Below are 15,458 nucleotides of genomic sequence, written 5' to 3'. Positions count from 1 at the left end.
GGTGGAGCCTTCCTACAGGGTCGAGCGGCGGGCGTACTGGCGGCGCATCTTGTCGACCAGCCAACTGACATCGACAGGCGGATTGGCGGCCCCCACGGGGTCGACCTTCGTGGGCGTCGTCTCCGGCACCTCCACGGTGCTCTGCTCCTCGACGACGGGCAGATCCTCGGGCTCCTCTTTTGGATCTTCGAGGCCCTGCGGAACAAGCAGTTCCGTGTCTCTTTCGTAGGTGAGCGCGGCGACCTCTTGCCGCAACTCGGCGGCCGTCCTGCCGCTGGTGGCCGTGGCGACTTCCAGCAGCCGCGTGCGGACGGTGTCCAGCCCGGGGCGGGAGGTCGGGTCGAACGCCAGCATCGCGCCGAGCAACGGCGCCAGCGCCGCCGGCACGCCGGAAAGGTCCGGCAGGTCGCTCGGCTCTGTGATCCGCAGCAGCAGATTCCAGGAGTTCGTCGGCGGATAGAGGCCATGCCCGGTGAGCGCGAACACGAGTGTCGCGGCAAGGCCGTAGATGTCGACCGCGGCCGTGAGCTCCCGCTCGCCGCGGACCTGCTCCGGAGACATGTAGGCGGGCGTGCCGACCAGGGCTCCGGCCTCGGTCAGGTAGTGCTCGCGTTCGACCAGCACCGCCAAACCGAAGTCGATGAGCTTCGGGCCGTCCGGGCCGAGGATGATGTTCTGCGGCTTGAGGTCGCGGTGCAGGAGCCCGACCTGGTGAACCCTGACCAGCCCGTCGGCGAGCATCGCGCCGGCCATGGCGGCCACCGGCAGCGTGAGCGGGCCACGGGCGTCGACGTGCTGGCGCAGCGTGGCGCCGGGGACGTACTCGACAGCAAGCCAGGCCGGGTTCGCGAAAGGGTCGGCGTCCTCGAGGCGAGCCACCCGCGAGCCGAAGACCAGCTTCAGACTGTCGACCTCCGCGGCGAACCGATCCCGAACCGTCGGCTCCTCAACGAGGTGCTGCTTGATCACCTTGAGCGCGACGCGGTCCGCGGTCGGCGACACTGCGAAGTACACGTCGCCCATGCCGCCCGACCCGAGCGGTCGGACTAGCTCATATCCGCCGATATTGCCCAGCGTCATTCGTCCCCCTCACGATGACACCCGCCGAACTGTTCGCCCGTCATGTCGGCCCCACGCCTGACGGACGCATGACCGTACAACGTTGGATGATCACGCTGCTAGTCACCCTTTGGCGCATTGTGCAGGCCTGATGGCCGGGAGTCACGAGTTTCGATTCAGCTTGAACTCTGCGACGGGCGCTCATCGCGCACGACGCTCAGGGCGTAGGCCGCCGTTGGCCAAACCGTCTGCCGTGAGCTGGACCAACTCCGCGCCGAGCGCTGCTGCCTGTCGGATTGCCGACTCGAAGGCGTCGAGTCGCTGGAACGCCTCCCCGTGCGCGCGCTGCTCGTCCAGCGAGAGCCGCCGCACCTGCGCCCGCCGGATGTCGAAGCGCAGCGTCCCGGACAGGCTCGACGCCTGTTTCTCGTTCGTCGACGTCCGCAGCTGACCGGCGAGAAACCGCGAGTCCAGCGCCGCCGGATTGGGCCGCAGCAGGTAGAGGTTCCGCCCCAGCAGCGCCCCCTCAGTCGTCACCACCCGGGCGGTGAGCTGGCGCGCGATCATGGGCACGACCACGTCCCCGGCCGCGAGCCGGATCTCCTGCCCCAACCGCCCGTCGCCCCGGCCGGAGGGGTCTTCGCCGTTGAGCACGTCCTGCACGGTCAGCACCGGTGGCCCGCCGGCCATCGGCTGGCCAGCTTCCGCTGACGCGGCCCGGATCGGGCCGAGCAGTTGCAGTGCGCCGGCGCGTGCCAGCTCCCCCACCGACAGGAACTCCCCGTCCGGCCCGTCGGGCGCCGACGTCACCTGCGGCATCAGCCCCGGCAGGTCGCCGACGATGGCAGCGAGGCGCTCTCTGGTGCGTACCAGATGCTCCCCTGTCGCCTCGCCCCCGACGGCGGGTTGGCGGCGCGCGGGGGTGAGGTCGACCTCCTCGTCGAGCAGCTCGATCACCGGCACCGCCCGCGCGAAGCCGACCTCCTCGACGTGAGCGTCCGGCGCGGCAGTGAAGGTTCGCCAGACGGCGAGAACCCGTGCGTAGGTCTCGACAGCGTCCCCGGCAGCGGCGTCCACCAACAGCGTCCGCGCCGATGGAGGCGCGTCGGGCGCCGGCCGTCGCAGCACCCACAGGTGCAGGGGTACACCGTGCGGTGCGGCCACCCCCGGCGGAAGCGCGATGACGGCGCGCAGCGCGCCGCGGCGCAGCAGCTCGGCCCGGATACGGCGCCCGGCGCGCCGGCTGGCGACGGTGGGTGGCATCAGCAGCACCGCGTGGCCGCCGGCGCGCAGGTGGGCGAGGGCGTGCTGGGCCCAGGCCAGCTCCGGTTCGGTACGCGGGGTGGTGCCGACGATCCAGCGGGGGTCGTGGCCGAGCTCCTCATCGCCCCAGTTGGTGGTCCCGAACGGCGGGTGGCAGACGACGGCGTCGAAGGTGCGGCCGGCAAAGGCGTCGGCGCGCAGCGAGTCGCCGGTGCCGACCTCCCCTGCCACGTCGCGCAGGGCCAGCCACAATCCGGCGAGCCGCGCGAGGTCCTCGTCGAGCTCCTGCCCGTACGCCGAGGTGCAGCCGGCGCGGACGGCGGCGCGCAGCGTGGCGCCGGAGCCGGCGGCCGGGTCGAGGACGGAGCCGCCACCGACGCCGGCGAGCCCGGCCATCAGGTCCGCCAGGTCGTCCGGGGTAGCGAACGGGCGGCCGGGCCCGGGGGCGGAGAACCGTTGCCACAGCGCGTCGAAGGCACCCTGCGGTCTGAGTTCGTCGGCGAGCGCGTCGATGTCGGGCAGCAGCGGCTTGAGCTGCGGATCGGCTGATCGGCCGGGGCGTTGACCGCGTTGCCGGGCGAGCAGCAGGGCGCCGACGGCGGCCAGGCCGGCGGCGGGTGACTGACTGGCGGCGGCGAGGTGCCGCCACAGCCGGTCGGCTCTGGCCAGCTCGGGGAGTTTCCCCTGGGCGTGAAGCCACTGTTCGACCTGCCCCAGGTCGAATTCGGGGCTGGCCGCGGTGCCGCTCACCGGGGCGGGGAAGTCGGCGTGCCGTTTGCGCCAGTTGCTGACTGCGGCCCGACCGACACCGGCGAGCCGGGCGATCTCCGCTGCGGTGATGGTCGGTGTCTCCTGCACGTTCGGAGTGTGCCACACCTGTCAAGCATCATGCTTGTTGACAGCGTTCACAGATGATGCTCTCATTGACGCCGCCACGTTCACAGCAGGAGGAAAACGATGCGCAAGGCCACCACTCTCGCTCTGCTCGCCACCGGTCTCGTCGCCCTCGGGTGCGGCGCGGGCAGCACCGACGACAGCACCAGCAGCAAGTCCGACGGCGGCACCAAGGGCGACGACAAGCCGAAGAGCGCGAAGATCGGCCAGCCGGCCCGGGACGGGAAGTTCGAGTTCACCGTCAAGTCGTCCAAGTGCGGTGTCGCGAAGGTCGGCACGTCGATGATCGGCGACAAGGCCCAGGGGCAGTTCTGCCTGATCACGGTCAACGTCAAGAACATCGGCAAGGAGGCGCAGACCCTCGACGGCAGCAGCCAGAAGGCCCTCGCCGCCGACGGCACCCAGTACTCCTCCGACACCGAGGCCGGCCTCTACGCCAACAAGGAGGCGAGCACCTTCTTCGAGGAGATCAACCCCGGCAACCAGGTGACCGGGGTGTTCGTCTTCGACATCCCGAAGAACGTGAAGCTCACCGAGCTCGAGCTCCACGACTCGATGTTCTCCGGCGGCGTGACCGTCTCCCTCACCTGATCCAACCGCTCAACCCGGGGCGGGCGCCACCGCCCGCCCCGCCCCTTTCTCCTATCCCCACCGCTGTTCACAGAGGAGACCGTCATGACCGACCCGACCCAGCCCATGCCGTCCCATCAGCCTGACAACCAGGCCGGCATGCCGCCGCAGTCGGCGCCGACGCCGCCCGGTGCCCCCGCTCCCCCGTTCACCGCCCAGCCGCAGGACGCCACGCTCGCCGGCCCGCCCAGCCCGACCATTCCCGCCAAGCGCTCCAACGCCCGGGCCTGGATCGTCGGCGGCATCGCCCTCGTCATCGCCCTCTGCTGCGGCGGGATCGGGATCGCCGCGCTGAGCAACGGCGATGCCGAGCCGGCCGCCGACGCTGCGTCGTCGGCCGCGCCGAGCATCACGACGGCCGCTCCGACCAGCGCGGCGCCCACGACGTCGGCACCGACCACCGCGCCTGCATCGACGGCCCCCGCCCTTCCTCTCTACGACACGCCGACGAAGAACGACTTCAAGCTCAAGGTGAAGATCCTGCGCAAGCAGTGCTTCGGCAGCGCCGGCTGCAACGTCACCTACCGGGTCGACGTGACGTACACCGGCAGCGGGCTCGACCCGTCCAAGACGTACGAGGTGACCTACCAGGTCAAGGGCGCCGAGGACCCGATCATCAACACCTTCGAGGTGACCGGTGACTCCGCCTCCGTGCAGGAGGAGGAGATGGCGAGCACCAAGCGTTCCGGGGACAGGCTGACCGCCGCGGTCACTGACGTCGCCGAGTTCTGAGGGGGAAGTCGTGCGTCCGGATGAGTTCCTCCGCGCCCTGCACCTGCTCCCCGCTCCCCTGCACGCCCGCGCCCTTCCCTGCGCCGCTACGTCCACCGCACCACCTGCGCGGACTGCCAGCGGATCGGCGACGCGGTCACGCTCGCGCTCACCGCGGCGAACTACGACGAGCTCGACTCGGCCGGCGAACTCCTGGACACCGCCGAGCGGCTCGCCGCCGCGCACGGCTCGGCCTGCCGCCCGCAGCCGGACCAGCAGCAGGGTCGTGGCCGCGTCGGGCGGTGGGCGGCGGCGTCCGCGCCGGTCGTCGCCGCGACCGACGCCAGCTGGAAGGGCCGCGCCGGCGGCATCGGGTACGTGGTCAGCGACGGCCACTACGGCCTGCGTGGCCGGGGCACCGGCCGGCTCGACCCGACCGGGGCGTCGCGGGTGCTGATCAACGAGTTGCGGGCGGTGGACTTCCTGCTCTCGGCGTACGACCAGGCGCCGGCGGGGATGACGGTGCTACTGGACAGCACGGTGGCGCTGCGCTGGCTGCGCCGGTGGCAGGCCGGCGAGGTTTCGGCGATGCCGGCCGGCTACAGCCTGCGCCAGCGCCGGTGGGCCGACCGACCGACGCTGGTCCGGCTGGCTGATCAGGTGAGCCGCCGGCCGGACCTGTCCTTCGCGCACGTCAAGGGACACAGCGGGCACGCCCTGAACGAGGCCGCCGACGGCCTGTCGCACATGGCCCGCCGCCGGGTCGAGGAGAGCTTCGACGTTCGTCCACGGGCGCACGCCCTGGTCGACGCCTTCCTGCACGACTGGCACACGGCCCTCCCCCACTGACCCGGCCCGCCGGCCGATCGGCCGGGCACGCCGGCTGACCCGTTATCGGCAGAGCGCCGCAGCGCAGCAACTTCCCACCACCCCATCGGGCGGGTCGACGAGTCATCGGCCCGCGGACACCACGCGCCTGGAGGAGAAGACGATGACCTCTGCACAACCGTTCTGGGCCGGTCCGGGACTCCACCCGCACCAGCCGGTTGGACTGCCGGCCGCCGCGCCGACTGTCGGCTCGGCCGGTCGTCGCGGTGATCGACTGGCCGTCGCCTGCCTGCTCAGGCAGCCGGCCGCCCCCGACTGTCCTGTTGCACTGCCGGCCTGATCACCGATCACTTCACAGACGGCAACTGCACAACGTCGTCGCACCACCACCGCCAGCGAACCGGCCCGAGCCGGAACCGTCCAGCTTCCCTGCCCTCCCCGGAGGTCGCCTGATGAACCACACCGAACCCCTGGTCGAGCTGATCTTCGACCGGCTCGCCGCCGACCGCGTACCCGATGACGCCGCCGAGGTGGTCCTCGCCGCGCTGAGCGGCGAGGACGACCTGGCCGCGGCCCTCGCCGGCGCGCCCACCGCGCTCGAGCCGCAGCGCGCTGCGGCCGACGAGCCGCGGGAGCGGATCTGGCTCTCCTCGGTCACCGTCGCCGGGTTCCGCGGCGTCGGCCCCGAGCGCACCCTCGCCGTCGAGCCCGGCCCCGGGCTGACCGTGGTGGTAGGGCGCAACGGCTCCGGCAAGTCCAGCTTCGCCGAGGCCATCGAACTGGCCCTGACCGGGGACAGCGCGCGCTGGGCGGATCGCAACAGCGTGTGGCGTACCGGGTGGCGGAACCTGCACGCCGGGGACCCGTGCCGGATCGCCGTCGAGCTGCGGGTCGACGGGGTGGCCACGCCCACTCGGGTGGTCCGTTCCTGGCCGTCGGAGGCGGAGCTGGGCGACGCCGAGGTGGCGGTCACCAGCGCACGCGGCAGCCACCGGGACCTCGCCGAGCTGGGGTTGGCCCGGCCGCTGGAGCTGTACCGGCCGTTCCTCACCGCCGCGGAGCTGGGCCGGCTCACCGCCGGCACGCAGAGCCAGCTCTTCGACGCCATCTCCGCGATCCTCGGTCTGGAGGCGATCACCGAGGCCGACCGCCGCCTGATGGCCGCCGCGCGCCCCGCCGACACCGCCATCAAGGAGGTACGCGGACAGCGCGCCACCCTGACCGACACCCTCGCGGGGATCGACGACGACCGGGCCCGGCGGGCCGCCGCGCTGCTGAGCGCCCGGGGCGCCGTCGACCTGGCGGCACTGACCGCGATCCTCGACGAGCCGGAGGACCCGGCCGCCGACGAAGCCGTGCTGCTCTGCCGGCAGCTGGTGGCGATGCAGGTGCCCGACGCCGACGAGGTGACCGGCCTCGCCGAGCAGCTGCGGGAGGCCGCCGCGCATGCGCGCCGGCACGACGGCGGCCGGTCGCGGGCGTCGCTGCGCAGCGCCGAGCTGCTCCGGCTGGCCGTCGAGCACCACGACGACCAGGGTGACGGACCGTGCCCGGTCTGCGCGACCGGCCGCCTCGACGACAACTGGCGGATCAGCGCGGCCGAGTCCCTCGCGGAGCTGCGCGACCGCACCCTCGCAGCCCAGGCCGCCGCTTCCCGGCTGACCGCGCTGCTGCAGCGGGCACACTACCTGATCGACGACCTGGACGTGCCGGCCGGTGACGCCGCCGGGGTGCCGGTCGGCGACCTGCACGCGGCGGTGACGGCGCTGCGGCTGGCACCGGGCGGGCCGGAGGAACTGGCCGACCACCTGACCGCCCGGTACCCGGCGGTGCTCGCGGCGGCGCAGGCCGCGCAGGCATACGCGAAGGGTCTGCTCCGCCAGCGCGACACCGGCTGGCAGGCGGCGGCCGGCGAGCTGCGGGCCTGGATCACGTCGGCCGAGACTCTGCCGGAGCGGGATCGCGCCCTCGCGCGGGTGAAGGCGGCGCGGGCGTGGCTGAAGGAGACCGGCGCGGAGCTGCGCAACCAGCGGGTGGCGCCGTTCGCGGAGCACTCGCAGCGGATCTGGGCGCAGCTACGGCAGGAAAGCAACGTCGAACTGGGCGCGATGACCCTGGCGGGCATGAACACCCGACGGCGGGTGGTGATCCCGGTCAGCGTGGACGGCGCGGACAACGGCACCGCCCTCGGGGTGATGAGCCAGGGCGAGATGCACGCCCTCGGGTTGGCGACGTTCCTGCCGCGCGGCTGCGCGCCGGAGAGCCCGTTCCGGTTCATCGTCGTCGACGACCCGGTGCAGAGCATGGACCCGGCCAAGGTCGACGGGCTGGCCCGAGTGCTTGCCGAGCTGGCCGAGCAGCGGCAGGTGGTGGTCTTCACCCACGACACCCGGCTGCCCGACGCCCTCGCCCGCCTCGACCTCGGCCGGTCCCGCATCGTCGAGGTGACCCGCGCGGAGCGGTCGGTGGTGACCCTGCGGCCCGGCTCCGACCCGGTGACCCGCTACCTCGACGACGCGCACGCGCTGGCCCGCACCGAGGAGATCGCCTCCGAGGTGCGCGGGCCGGTGGTGGCGGAGCTGTGCCGCTCGGCGATCGAGGCGGCCTGCCACCGGATCGTGTGGCGGCGGCGGGTGGCCCGGGGTGTGGCGCACGACGACATCGAACGGGCCGTCGTGGACGCGTCCCGCAGGCTTACCACCACCGTCGCCCTGGCGTTGTTCGACGACGCCGACCGGGGCGGTGACGTGCTCGGCTATCTGAGCCGCCGGCACGGGTCGCGGGCGGTGGGCGCGTACAAGGCGTGCAAGGAGGGCGTGCACGGGGCGTACCTGTTCGACCTGCCCGTCCTGGTCTCCGACGCCCGCCACCTCGCGGAGACGCTGCGCGCCCACCCCGCTGCCGTGCCCGCGCCCCGCGACGGCGCCGAGGTCCGGTCGTGACCGCGCCGACGCCCCGCCGCTGCCTGGCGGCGGCCGACCAGATGCTGCGCGGCGCCGGCCCGCTCGGCGCGGCCGCAGTCACGGCCGGCTGGTGGCCGCGGGCGTGCGCCTGCCTGATCCGGCTCGCCCTCGAAGGCGGCATCGACGCCTACTGGCGGCGGACCCGCCCGGTGGTGGCCGCGTGCCGGCAGGGCCGAGCGAAGCAGCTGATGCTGCGCGGCCGGTTCGGGCCCGGCCCTGCCGTGGCCCGGCGGGTCGCCTTCGCGTGGGCGGCCCTGTCGGCCGCCGCCCACCACCACTGCTACGAGCTGGCGCCGACGGCCGCCGAGCTGCGTCGCCTGCACACCGAGGTGAGCGCCCTGCTCACCCACCTCGACGGAAGAACGGAACCGCACCGATGAGCTACCCGCAGCCCGGCCTCGACCCCGCTCGCCCGCAGCCGCCGCTGCCCGCCGTCCTGGGCCCCTATCCCCCGGTGTCCGCGCCCACCGGCGTGTACGCGCCGGTCCCGGCCCTGCCCTACCAGGGTGGCGGCTACCCGCCGGTCGGGCAGCGGCTCACCGTCGCGCCCATCCTGACCTCGGGCATGGCGACGGCGTCGCTGGTGCTCGGGATCCTCGGTGTGCTCGGCGGCTGGTGCCTGTTCGGTCTGCCGTGCGTCCTGGCCGTCATCCTCGGCCACCTGGCCCTGCGGGAGACCCGCGACGGCAAGCGATCGGGGCACGGCATGGCGGTCGCCGGCCTCGTCCTGGGCTACGTCTTCGTCGGCCCGATGATCCTCTTCACCGTCATGGTGTTCTTCGGCAGCGTCCTGAGCGCCGCCACCCCGACGCCCTGAACCGGGCGGAACAACAGGTGTGACACGCAGCCGCCACCGCGGTCCGGAAACAGGCGCCCACAAGGCCGCCGGAAAGACAGGAAGGCATGTCCCGAAAGCATCCCCTCCACGCCGTGCCCGACCCGTCCCTCGAACTGTCCCGGCGGGACGACGGCTTTGTCGTCACGGGCCGCTGGCACAGCGACACCGGATCGGACGAGATCAACGGACCGGACGAGGTAATCATCCGCATCTCCGACGAGGCGGCCCCCGAGGTACGCCGGCACGGCATCACGTCGGCCGTCCTGCACCGGATGGGCCGGCAGGTCGACGACATGGTGGCGGAATTCCACGACATGCCCGGCATCGGCGCCTACCAGGTGATGGTCGGCCGCTACATCGAGAGCCGGCTCGCCGAACTGGCCCAGGCCCGCGGTGCGACCGCGGACGGCTTCGAGACCGACCTGCTGGCGGTCTACGAGGACCTGGCCGGCCGCCGGCACGCCGACCCGCTCGGTGCCCTCGCCACCGCGACCGGCCGGACCCGCACAGATCTCCGCCGCTTGCTCGACGCGGCTCGTCAGCGGAACGACCAGGAGGGACCTCCACGTGAGCGCCTCGCATAACGCCCCGGTGACATCTTCGGAGCAGGGCCGCGTGTGGTCGCAGGTCTTCCGACGCAGTCGCATCTCGCCCCACGTGTTCGTCGTCGCCGGGGCCGCGGCGGACGAGGTCGACCAGGTGGTGGCCGGCCTCGGCCTGCCGCAGGCCATCACGAACAGCCTGTTCGACAACGCCCACTGGGCGACCCCGCTGCTCGACGGCGCCGTGACGCGGCTGCTCACCTACGGCCTGCCCGCCCTGCCCAGCGGCACCCGGGTATACGGGCACCGGCCGCTGCGACTGCTCTGCCACCTCATGGACCTCCATCCACCCACTCGCGCGCTGACCGGCGAACGGCACGTGCCGGACATCGACCAGTTGCTGGCCCACCTCGACCAGCAGCGGCAGACCGAACCCGAGGTGCTGCTGGTCCGGGCGCGCACGGCCGTGGCCAACGACGCGCAGGAGGTGACACCAGCAGTCGGTCTAGCGACAGCAACGCCCGGCGAGTTGGTCTAGTGTGGCGCGGTGCTGCCCAGCCTCCAGTACACGGACTTCCACAAGTTTCTCGTCAGCGTCGGCGGAGTCATCTCCGGCGTGGGTGTCGGGATACCTGTGCTCCTGCTCCGGAATCAATCGACTCTCAAGATCCCGCAGAAGGAGTTCTTACAGCTTAATGCCGAGGCGCGCGAAGCGATCCGCGCCCAACAGATCCAAGTGGCGTTCATGTTGCATTACTGGCCATATGTATCCGCAGCATTGCTTATGGTGGGGCTCTCCTTCATTGTTTGGGGGGCGGTACTTTGGCGGCGGCAACAAAGCCGTACCGATACCCGAGAGGTAGCGGAGCTAGCAAAAATCGAAGCCGAACGAGAGAAGACCTATCAGGAAACGCTAGTCCTGTTGCGAGACCACCAAGCCCCTCCTCGGATAGAGGAGCAACTTCAGGAAGAGAACGAAGTTACGGAGTCCGCAACTGAAGACGATGCGCCCTTGCCGGTGGATAGCGTCGAGGCTCCCCGCCGGGCATCTGACCCGGACGTCGCGCCGCCCGCTCAAAGGGGGAACAGACCAGCATTCCCGAGCCTCTACACGCTAACCCAAAAAGCCACTCAAGATGTAATCTACGCCTTCGTGTCCACCTACGGTAACGAGTTGGATATCGTTCCTGAAATCCGAATCGGTGCCACGCGTGTAGATGCCGCAGTAACCTCCCGCAATCCCGGAATGTCTAACCTGCTGCTGGATGTGAAGGTGGTCCGGCCACAGCGAACCTCCGTCCGCAACCGTGTGGACGACGCTATTGCCTGGGCTCTCAGGGTGCGGCGTGCCGCTAAAATGGAGTTGAAACAACCATTTCTGCCCGTCGTATTCTTCGTCGTTGATGTGAACGGAAGCCCTGATCAGCAGGCTTTGTTCCAAACTGGTCAGTTGGAGTCCAGCTCTCTGGTTGTGGGGAGGGTGCGGGAAGCGCTAGACGACCTGACGGGAATGGAGCTTCCACTGCTTATAGCCGTTGGCGCTCTCGATGACATCACGCCTGGAGTGCTGAAAACCATAGCCTGGAAGGCGCAAACGCCCCGGGTGGTGGACTTGGCGGCCATCTCCGTTCGGGAGGAAATGGCTCCTTCCTGACGTTTGCCATCCTCGCTATCCGCCCTCACTCGACAAGCTGTGTACCGGCGCGGCCAGCGTTGGTCAGCGCCCCGCCGCATGCTTGCACTTACCGGTCAAGGGACCGAGCCCGGCCGGCGCAGCCCTGTTCGTGATGCTGCTGGATCTGATGAGCTCTATCAGCGCTGCCCCTTGTTGCCTGTGGCGGTCCCCTTCCAGCGCTCGATGAGATCTCGCTGTCGGGCTCTACTTGATGCGTTACGGATCGCTGTCACTTGATCCGTGACACGTCCGGCTAGACGATCATGGGTTGTTGCTGGTCTCAGGCTACGGCTGTTCAGTCCCAGAAGTTGAATAGCAGCTCGCCGACGGTGTTCGGCTTCCAGTAGGCGATCTGGTCGTGCTCGCTGGGGCCGAGAGCGCTCAGGTCGACCTGTGACAGGGAGGTCCGTAGCTGCTCGACGGTGAGGACCTGGACGTTGGCCAGGTTGGTGATGGCGGCGGCGAGGTCGGGGTGGTCGACGAACGTGATGGTGCCGTCGCCGTTGGCTTGAGGGCGGGCGAAGGCGTTGAACGGCAGCGCGATGTGCCGCAGCACCGCGATGTGGTGGTGCAGGCCATGGGTGATGTCGACCGTGTGGAAGTTCGGCGTGACGCCGGCAGGAGTCACGCCGGTGACGGTTGCGCCAATGGCGCGGGCGGCGTGGTGACAGACAGCGGTGAATTCGCCCAGGTCCGCCTGCTGGCTAAGGCTTGGGTGGAAGCCTGTGGCTCCGGGCGGCAGCTGCATGGTTGGGCTCCGTGGTCGTCGCGGTCGGTGCAGGCTATCCGACGCTGTCGCGGAGGTTCGGGCTTGCGGACCTCGAACCGGGCGATGGGCTTGGTGGTCGTGCGAGGCACTTCGGTGAGGAGCTGGTCGCCGTCGTGGACGCGGAAGGTGGTGTCGGCGTCTTCGATGGTGACGGTTCGACCGGCGTGGCCGATGCCGACGTGGATTTTCTGGCCGGCGATGACGAGGACGCCGCGGCTGCTGAGGCGTCGCTCGACCCGCAGTGGCGTTGGAGATGGTTGCGGTGGTGGTCCAGCGGGACGGGCGTCACGGATGCGGGCCTGCTCGGTCGGGGTCAGCGGGTTGGGCAGGCTGCGCAGCAGCATCCGATCGGCGTCGAGCAGGTGCAGCACGCCGCGGTCCAGGCGGATGGTGACGCGTCGTCCGGCGAGGTGGTAGCCGATGGGGTGTTGTCGGCCGGCGAGGCTGACCAGACCGATGGCGTTGACGAGCCGGTCGACCTCGACGGGAGCCCCGGGCTTGAGCTGGGCGGCGGCGGGCCGGCGGGACGGCCTCCGTCGGCGAGGAGCTAACGCAGGTGGGCGGCGGTGAGCCGGGAGGGCACGGTCTTGAGCCGGGAGCCGTCGATGAGCAGGTGGACGACGGTGGTGTCGACCCAAAGCCCGATCGTGAGTCCAGCCCTGGCTGGGCCGAGCCAGAACTGTTGCCCGCGCCCGCCGGCTGGGGCCGCAGGGGCGAAGCCTCCGGCGGGCAGGGCCTCCGGCCCTACGACCCGGGGATGGCCTCCGGCGGCAGCGGCTACTCGCCCCGGACCCTCGGCGACTCTGGGATGCCCCAGCCGCGACCGGGGGCACGTCGCACATCGGAGGCCACCAGACCGCGCCGACCTGGTCCAGGTTGTTCGTCCGGTGTGGCGCTCTACCTGGACCAGGTCGGCGCGGCCCGGCAGGGCGGAGCCTGCACGACGGGTTGCCGGATCTGGCTCGCCGCGGACCACCGGTGGCTTTGGATCCATAACGACGCCCCGGCGGCGACTGTCTAGCGACGCCCGCCACACCCACTCGATCGCCACCGGCACCATCGTCTAGGGACGCGACTGAGGACGGCACCGACACACTGCTCCTTCTTAAAGTCTGGGCTACGAGCCGGAGTGCCGCCCGCCACCGGCCCCCACCCGTTCGATCGCCTGCGAGAACTCCTTGGGAAGTTGGGCCACGGCGCTCTCGAACTCGTCTCCGGTAACGGCCTCACGTCGGGTGGTGAGCAACGCGCGGACGCCAGCACCGGCAAGCGCACGGTCGACTCCCGGACGATCCGCCGCCCGCCGCGCAAACTCGTCGAGCCCCGAACGAGGTGGCCATTTCCGTTACCTTTCAGTGCGCTTAGTGAGCACACGATCGGTCGCCCCGCCTTGCGGTGGGGCGGTCCCGGTCTTGCCGGCGGATGCCGTGCCGGGTTCACGCTTCACAGCCACCTGCCCGCGTGGGCGGGTCTTCTGGTCGGCTCCACGTGCTGCCACCGAGCCACTCCCGGCGGTGTTGAACTCAGCCGCCAGGGCGGCCAGGTTGCGTGCGGCGTTGCGGTCACGGTCGATGACCAGCCCGCACGCCTCACATTCGTACTCACGCTCGTGCAGGGCGAGCTTGGCTTTCACCGCGCCGCAACCCGAGCAGGTTTTCGAGGACGGATACCAGCGGTCGGCCACGAGCAACCGGCCGCCGTTCCACCCGGTCTTGTATGCCAGCTGACGGCGGATCTCGGCGAAGCCGGCATCAGCGATGTGCCGGGCCAGCCGCCGGTTGCGTAGCATGCCCGCGACGTTCAGGTCTTCGACAACGATGCTGCCGTGTTCGTGTGCCAGCCTGGTGGTGAGCTTGTGCAGCCCGTCGCGGCGCAGGTTCGCGACTCGAGCGTGGGCACGGCCAAGTCGGTTCGAGGCACGCTGCCAGCGGTTCGAGGGGCGGCAGCCGGTGCGCCGGTCGGGCCCGGACTTCCGCGAGCAGGCCCGACCGAGCGCCCGCAGTCGGGCCTGCGCGGCGACGAGGTGGCGCGGGTTGTCGACCAGCTCGCCGGTGGACAACACCGCAAGGTGCTTGATCCCGACATCCACACCCACCACCGAGCCCGGCCGAGCCGGTTGCCGTTCGGCCCGCTCCACCTCAACGGTGAACGAGACATGCCACCGTCCGCCGTCGCAGCGCACGGTGGCGGACATGATCCGCGCGGTGCCGTTGTCGACACGGCGGGCGAGCTTACGGGCGGATTCATGCAGCTTCAACCGGCCCAGCCTCGGCAGCACCACGTGCCTGCGGTCGGGCTCGACGCGGATCGCGCCGGTGGTGAACCGCACCGACGGTGTGCCACGGCGGCGCGACTTAAAGCGCGGGAAACCGACCGGCCTGGCAGCCCGCCCGCCCTTACGGGAGTCAGCCCAGTTCTTCAGGCCACGGGCGAGAGCGTCCAGGCCCGTGTTGAACGCCTCCTTGGACACCTCGCCCCACCACGGCGCCGCCTCGGCCTTCGCGGCGTTCCACGCCTTACGCAGCCCGGCCAGCGACCACGGCAGCGACGGCGTCAGCAGCTCATCGGGCACCCCATAGGAGCGCTCCGCCGCGCGCTGGTCCATGACCGCCTTGACCCGGGCGAGCGCCCAGCCATGCTCGGCAACCAGCTCCCGTAGCCGGGCGACGGCGGGGTGGGCAGCGTCGGCGAAGGAGTCCATCAGGTGCACGAACGCCGCGTTCGGGCGTGAACTCGTCCTGCTGGTCCAGCTCCCCGTCCGCCGCCGCCTGCTCGAACAACGACGCCGCGCTGGCACTCGCCGAGGAGGAGAAGGTGTGGTTTGTCGCTGGATGGCAGGAAACAGCGGTGCCAGGTATGGCGATGACCGAGATCACCGTCGCCACACCCGCTCTCGATTGGACCACCGAGGACATCACCGAGATCGGTGAACGCTTCCTCAGCCACGCCCTCGACTCCTGACACTCAGGTGCTTGGCCTGGCGCTGCGTAGCACACGGATCGGGGCAGAACGCGGATTCCTCCCTCGGCCGGCGACGGCATAGTCAATCGCTTGGTCGCCAGCCGGACAACGCGCGGAGCGCTGGCGCGCGTCAGGATGAATCAGTTTATTGGGCAAGGGAAGAGCCCTGAAGGGTGGCCCGTTCGGATGGTCGCCCACCGCGCTGGCCGCGTGGAAGACGCGGTGCGCCGCGGCACACTCACCACCACGCTCGACCTGCACCGCACGCCCGACGGCAGCGCTGTTACCTGGTACTGGCGTAGGCCCAACGAGTAAGCGACCGTCA

At 70.9% G+C, this 15,458-nt stretch carries 15 protein-coding genes and 2 pseudogenes; 11 read left to right on the top strand and 6 right to left on the bottom strand.

Features of this window, described 5'->3' with window-relative positions; translation table 11 throughout:
- Window positions 1-12: 12 nt before the first annotated feature.
- Together ACQP12_RS14700 and ACQP12_RS14695 are read right to left on the bottom strand one after the other, a co-directional pair.
- Entirely contained in the window at window positions 13-1,080 is a 1,068-nt protein-coding gene (locus tag ACQP12_RS14700; RefSeq protein WP_433288343.1) for a serine/threonine-protein kinase, read from the bottom strand.
- 180 nt (window positions 1,081-1,260) lie between these two features.
- Complete coding sequence (locus ACQP12_RS14695; protein WP_433288341.1) at window positions 1,261-3,180, bottom strand: N-6 DNA methylase; 1,920 nt, start codon at window positions 3,178-3,180, stop codon at window positions 1,261-1,263.
- A 99-nt stretch (window positions 3,181-3,279) separates the two neighbouring features.
- Here ACQP12_RS14695 and ACQP12_RS14690 point away from each other — a divergent pair, with 99 nt between their 5' ends.
- The 9 genes from ACQP12_RS14690 to ACQP12_RS14650 all read left to right on the top strand — a co-directional run bounded on the left by ACQP12_RS14690 (window position 3,280) and on the right by ACQP12_RS14650 (window position 11,382).
- Window positions 3,280-3,807 carry a DUF4352 domain-containing protein gene (locus ACQP12_RS14690; RefSeq protein ID WP_433288339.1) on the top strand — a complete coding sequence of 176 codons (528 nt, stop codon included), beginning with the start codon at window positions 3,280-3,282 and terminating at the stop codon, window positions 3,805-3,807.
- Between the two features lie 84 nt (window positions 3,808-3,891).
- Window positions 3,892-4,578 carry a hypothetical protein gene (locus ACQP12_RS14685; protein WP_433288337.1) on the top strand — a complete coding sequence of 229 codons (687 nt, stop codon included), beginning with the start codon at window positions 3,892-3,894 and terminating at the stop codon, window positions 4,576-4,578.
- A gap of 357 nt (window positions 4,579-4,935) precedes the next feature.
- Window positions 4,936-5,406: a ribonuclease HI gene (locus tag ACQP12_RS14680; RefSeq protein ID WP_433288335.1), complete on the top strand. Its 471-nt coding sequence runs from the start codon at window positions 4,936-4,938 to the stop codon at window positions 5,404-5,406.
- A gap of 431 nt (window positions 5,407-5,837) precedes the next feature.
- On the top strand, window positions 5,838-8,327 hold the full coding sequence (locus ACQP12_RS14675; RefSeq protein WP_433288333.1) for an AAA family ATPase: 2,490 nt from the start codon (window positions 5,838-5,840) through the stop codon (window positions 8,325-8,327).
- Window positions 8,324-8,728, top strand: a complete 405-nt coding sequence (locus ACQP12_RS14670; RefSeq protein WP_433288331.1) for a hypothetical protein — start codon at window positions 8,324-8,326, stop codon at window positions 8,726-8,728. The genes ACQP12_RS14675 and ACQP12_RS14670 overlap by 4 nt, the downstream gene beginning before the upstream one ends.
- On the top strand, window positions 8,725-9,165 hold the full coding sequence (locus ACQP12_RS14665) for a DUF4190 domain-containing protein (protein ID WP_433288329.1): 441 nt from the start codon (window positions 8,725-8,727) through the stop codon (window positions 9,163-9,165). Before ACQP12_RS14670 ends, ACQP12_RS14665 begins: the two co-directional genes overlap by 4 nt.
- An 86-nt stretch (window positions 9,166-9,251) precedes the next feature.
- Window positions 9,252-9,770, top strand: coding sequence for a hypothetical protein (locus ACQP12_RS14660; RefSeq protein WP_433288327.1), 519 nt, complete (start codon window positions 9,252-9,254; stop codon window positions 9,768-9,770).
- Window positions 9,754-10,266, top strand: coding sequence for a hypothetical protein (locus ACQP12_RS14655; RefSeq protein ID WP_433288325.1), 513 nt, complete (start codon window positions 9,754-9,756; stop codon window positions 10,264-10,266). Before ACQP12_RS14660 ends, ACQP12_RS14655 begins: the two co-directional genes overlap by 17 nt.
- Before the next feature lie 9 nt (window positions 10,267-10,275).
- On the top strand, window positions 10,276-11,382 hold the full coding sequence (locus ACQP12_RS14650) for a hypothetical protein (RefSeq protein WP_433288323.1): 1,107 nt from the start codon (window positions 10,276-10,278) through the stop codon (window positions 11,380-11,382).
- Between the two features lie 316 nt (window positions 11,383-11,698).
- Here ACQP12_RS14650 and ACQP12_RS14645 read toward each other — a convergent pair whose 3' ends face one another.
- Window positions 11,699-12,151: a hypothetical protein gene (locus ACQP12_RS14645; protein WP_433288321.1), complete on the bottom strand. Its 453-nt coding sequence runs from the start codon at window positions 12,149-12,151 to the stop codon at window positions 11,699-11,701.
- A gap of 11 nt (window positions 12,152-12,162) precedes the next feature.
- On the opposite strand from ACQP12_RS14645, the gene ACQP12_RS14640 reads away from it, so the two are divergent.
- Entirely contained in the window at window positions 12,163-12,723 is a 561-nt protein-coding gene (locus ACQP12_RS14640; protein ID WP_433288319.1) for a hypothetical protein, read from the top strand.
- A gap of 566 nt (window positions 12,724-13,289) precedes the next feature.
- Here ACQP12_RS14640 and ACQP12_RS14635 read toward each other — a convergent pair.
- The 3 genes and pseudogenes from ACQP12_RS14635 to ACQP12_RS14625 all read right to left on the bottom strand — a co-directional run.
- Window positions 13,290-13,490: pseudogene (locus tag ACQP12_RS14635) on the bottom strand (hypothetical protein); the annotation flags it as partial.
- A 27-nt stretch (window positions 13,491-13,517) separates the two neighbouring features.
- Complete coding sequence (gene tnpB, locus ACQP12_RS14630) at window positions 13,518-14,822, bottom strand: IS607 family element RNA-guided endonuclease TnpB (RefSeq protein WP_433289271.1); 1,305 nt, start codon at window positions 14,820-14,822, stop codon at window positions 13,518-13,520.
- Window positions 14,802-14,946: pseudogene (locus ACQP12_RS14625) on the bottom strand (MerR family transcriptional regulator); the annotation flags it as partial. The pseudogene ACQP12_RS14625 and the gene tnpB, both read right to left, overlap by 21 nt.
- On the opposite strand from ACQP12_RS14625, the gene ACQP12_RS14620 reads away from it, so the two are divergent.
- Window positions 14,900-15,133, top strand: a complete 234-nt coding sequence (locus ACQP12_RS14620; protein WP_433289593.1) for a hypothetical protein — start codon at window positions 14,900-14,902, stop codon at window positions 15,131-15,133. The pseudogene ACQP12_RS14625 and the gene ACQP12_RS14620 overlap by 47 nt on opposite strands.
- Window positions 15,134-15,458 lie beyond the last annotated feature (325 nt).

It is taken from the genome of Micromonospora sp. CA-244673 (assembly GCF_050948395.1).
Classification (GTDB): domain Bacteria; phylum Actinomycetota; class Actinomycetes; order Mycobacteriales; family Micromonosporaceae; genus Micromonospora.
The sequence above is the reverse complement of the archived record's forward strand: the minus strand, read 5'-3'. Positions and strand labels throughout refer to the sequence as shown.

What these genes read in the sequence shown, in the direction of transcription:
- ACQP12_RS14700 (WP_433288343.1), bottom strand. Translation starts at nt 1,080, where the DNA reads ATGACGCTGGGCAATATCGGCGGATATGAGCTAGTCCGACCGCTCGGG.
- ACQP12_RS14690 (WP_433288339.1), top strand. Translation starts at nt 3,280, where the DNA reads ATGCGCAAGGCCACCACTCTCGCTCTGCTCGCCACCGGTCTCGTCGCC.
- ACQP12_RS14685 (WP_433288337.1), top strand. Translation starts at nt 3,892, where the DNA reads ATGACCGACCCGACCCAGCCCATGCCGTCCCATCAGCCTGACAACCAG.
- ACQP12_RS14675 (WP_433288333.1), top strand. Translation starts at nt 5,838, where the DNA reads ATGAACCACACCGAACCCCTGGTCGAGCTGATCTTCGACCGGCTCGCC.
- ACQP12_RS14665 (WP_433288329.1), top strand. Translation starts at nt 8,725, where the DNA reads ATGAGCTACCCGCAGCCCGGCCTCGACCCCGCTCGCCCGCAGCCGCCG.
- ACQP12_RS14660 (WP_433288327.1), top strand. Translation starts at nt 9,252, where the DNA reads ATGTCCCGAAAGCATCCCCTCCACGCCGTGCCCGACCCGTCCCTCGAA.
- ACQP12_RS14645 (WP_433288321.1), bottom strand. Translation starts at nt 12,151, where the DNA reads ATGCAGCTGCCGCCCGGAGCCACAGGCTTCCACCCAAGCCTTAGCCAG.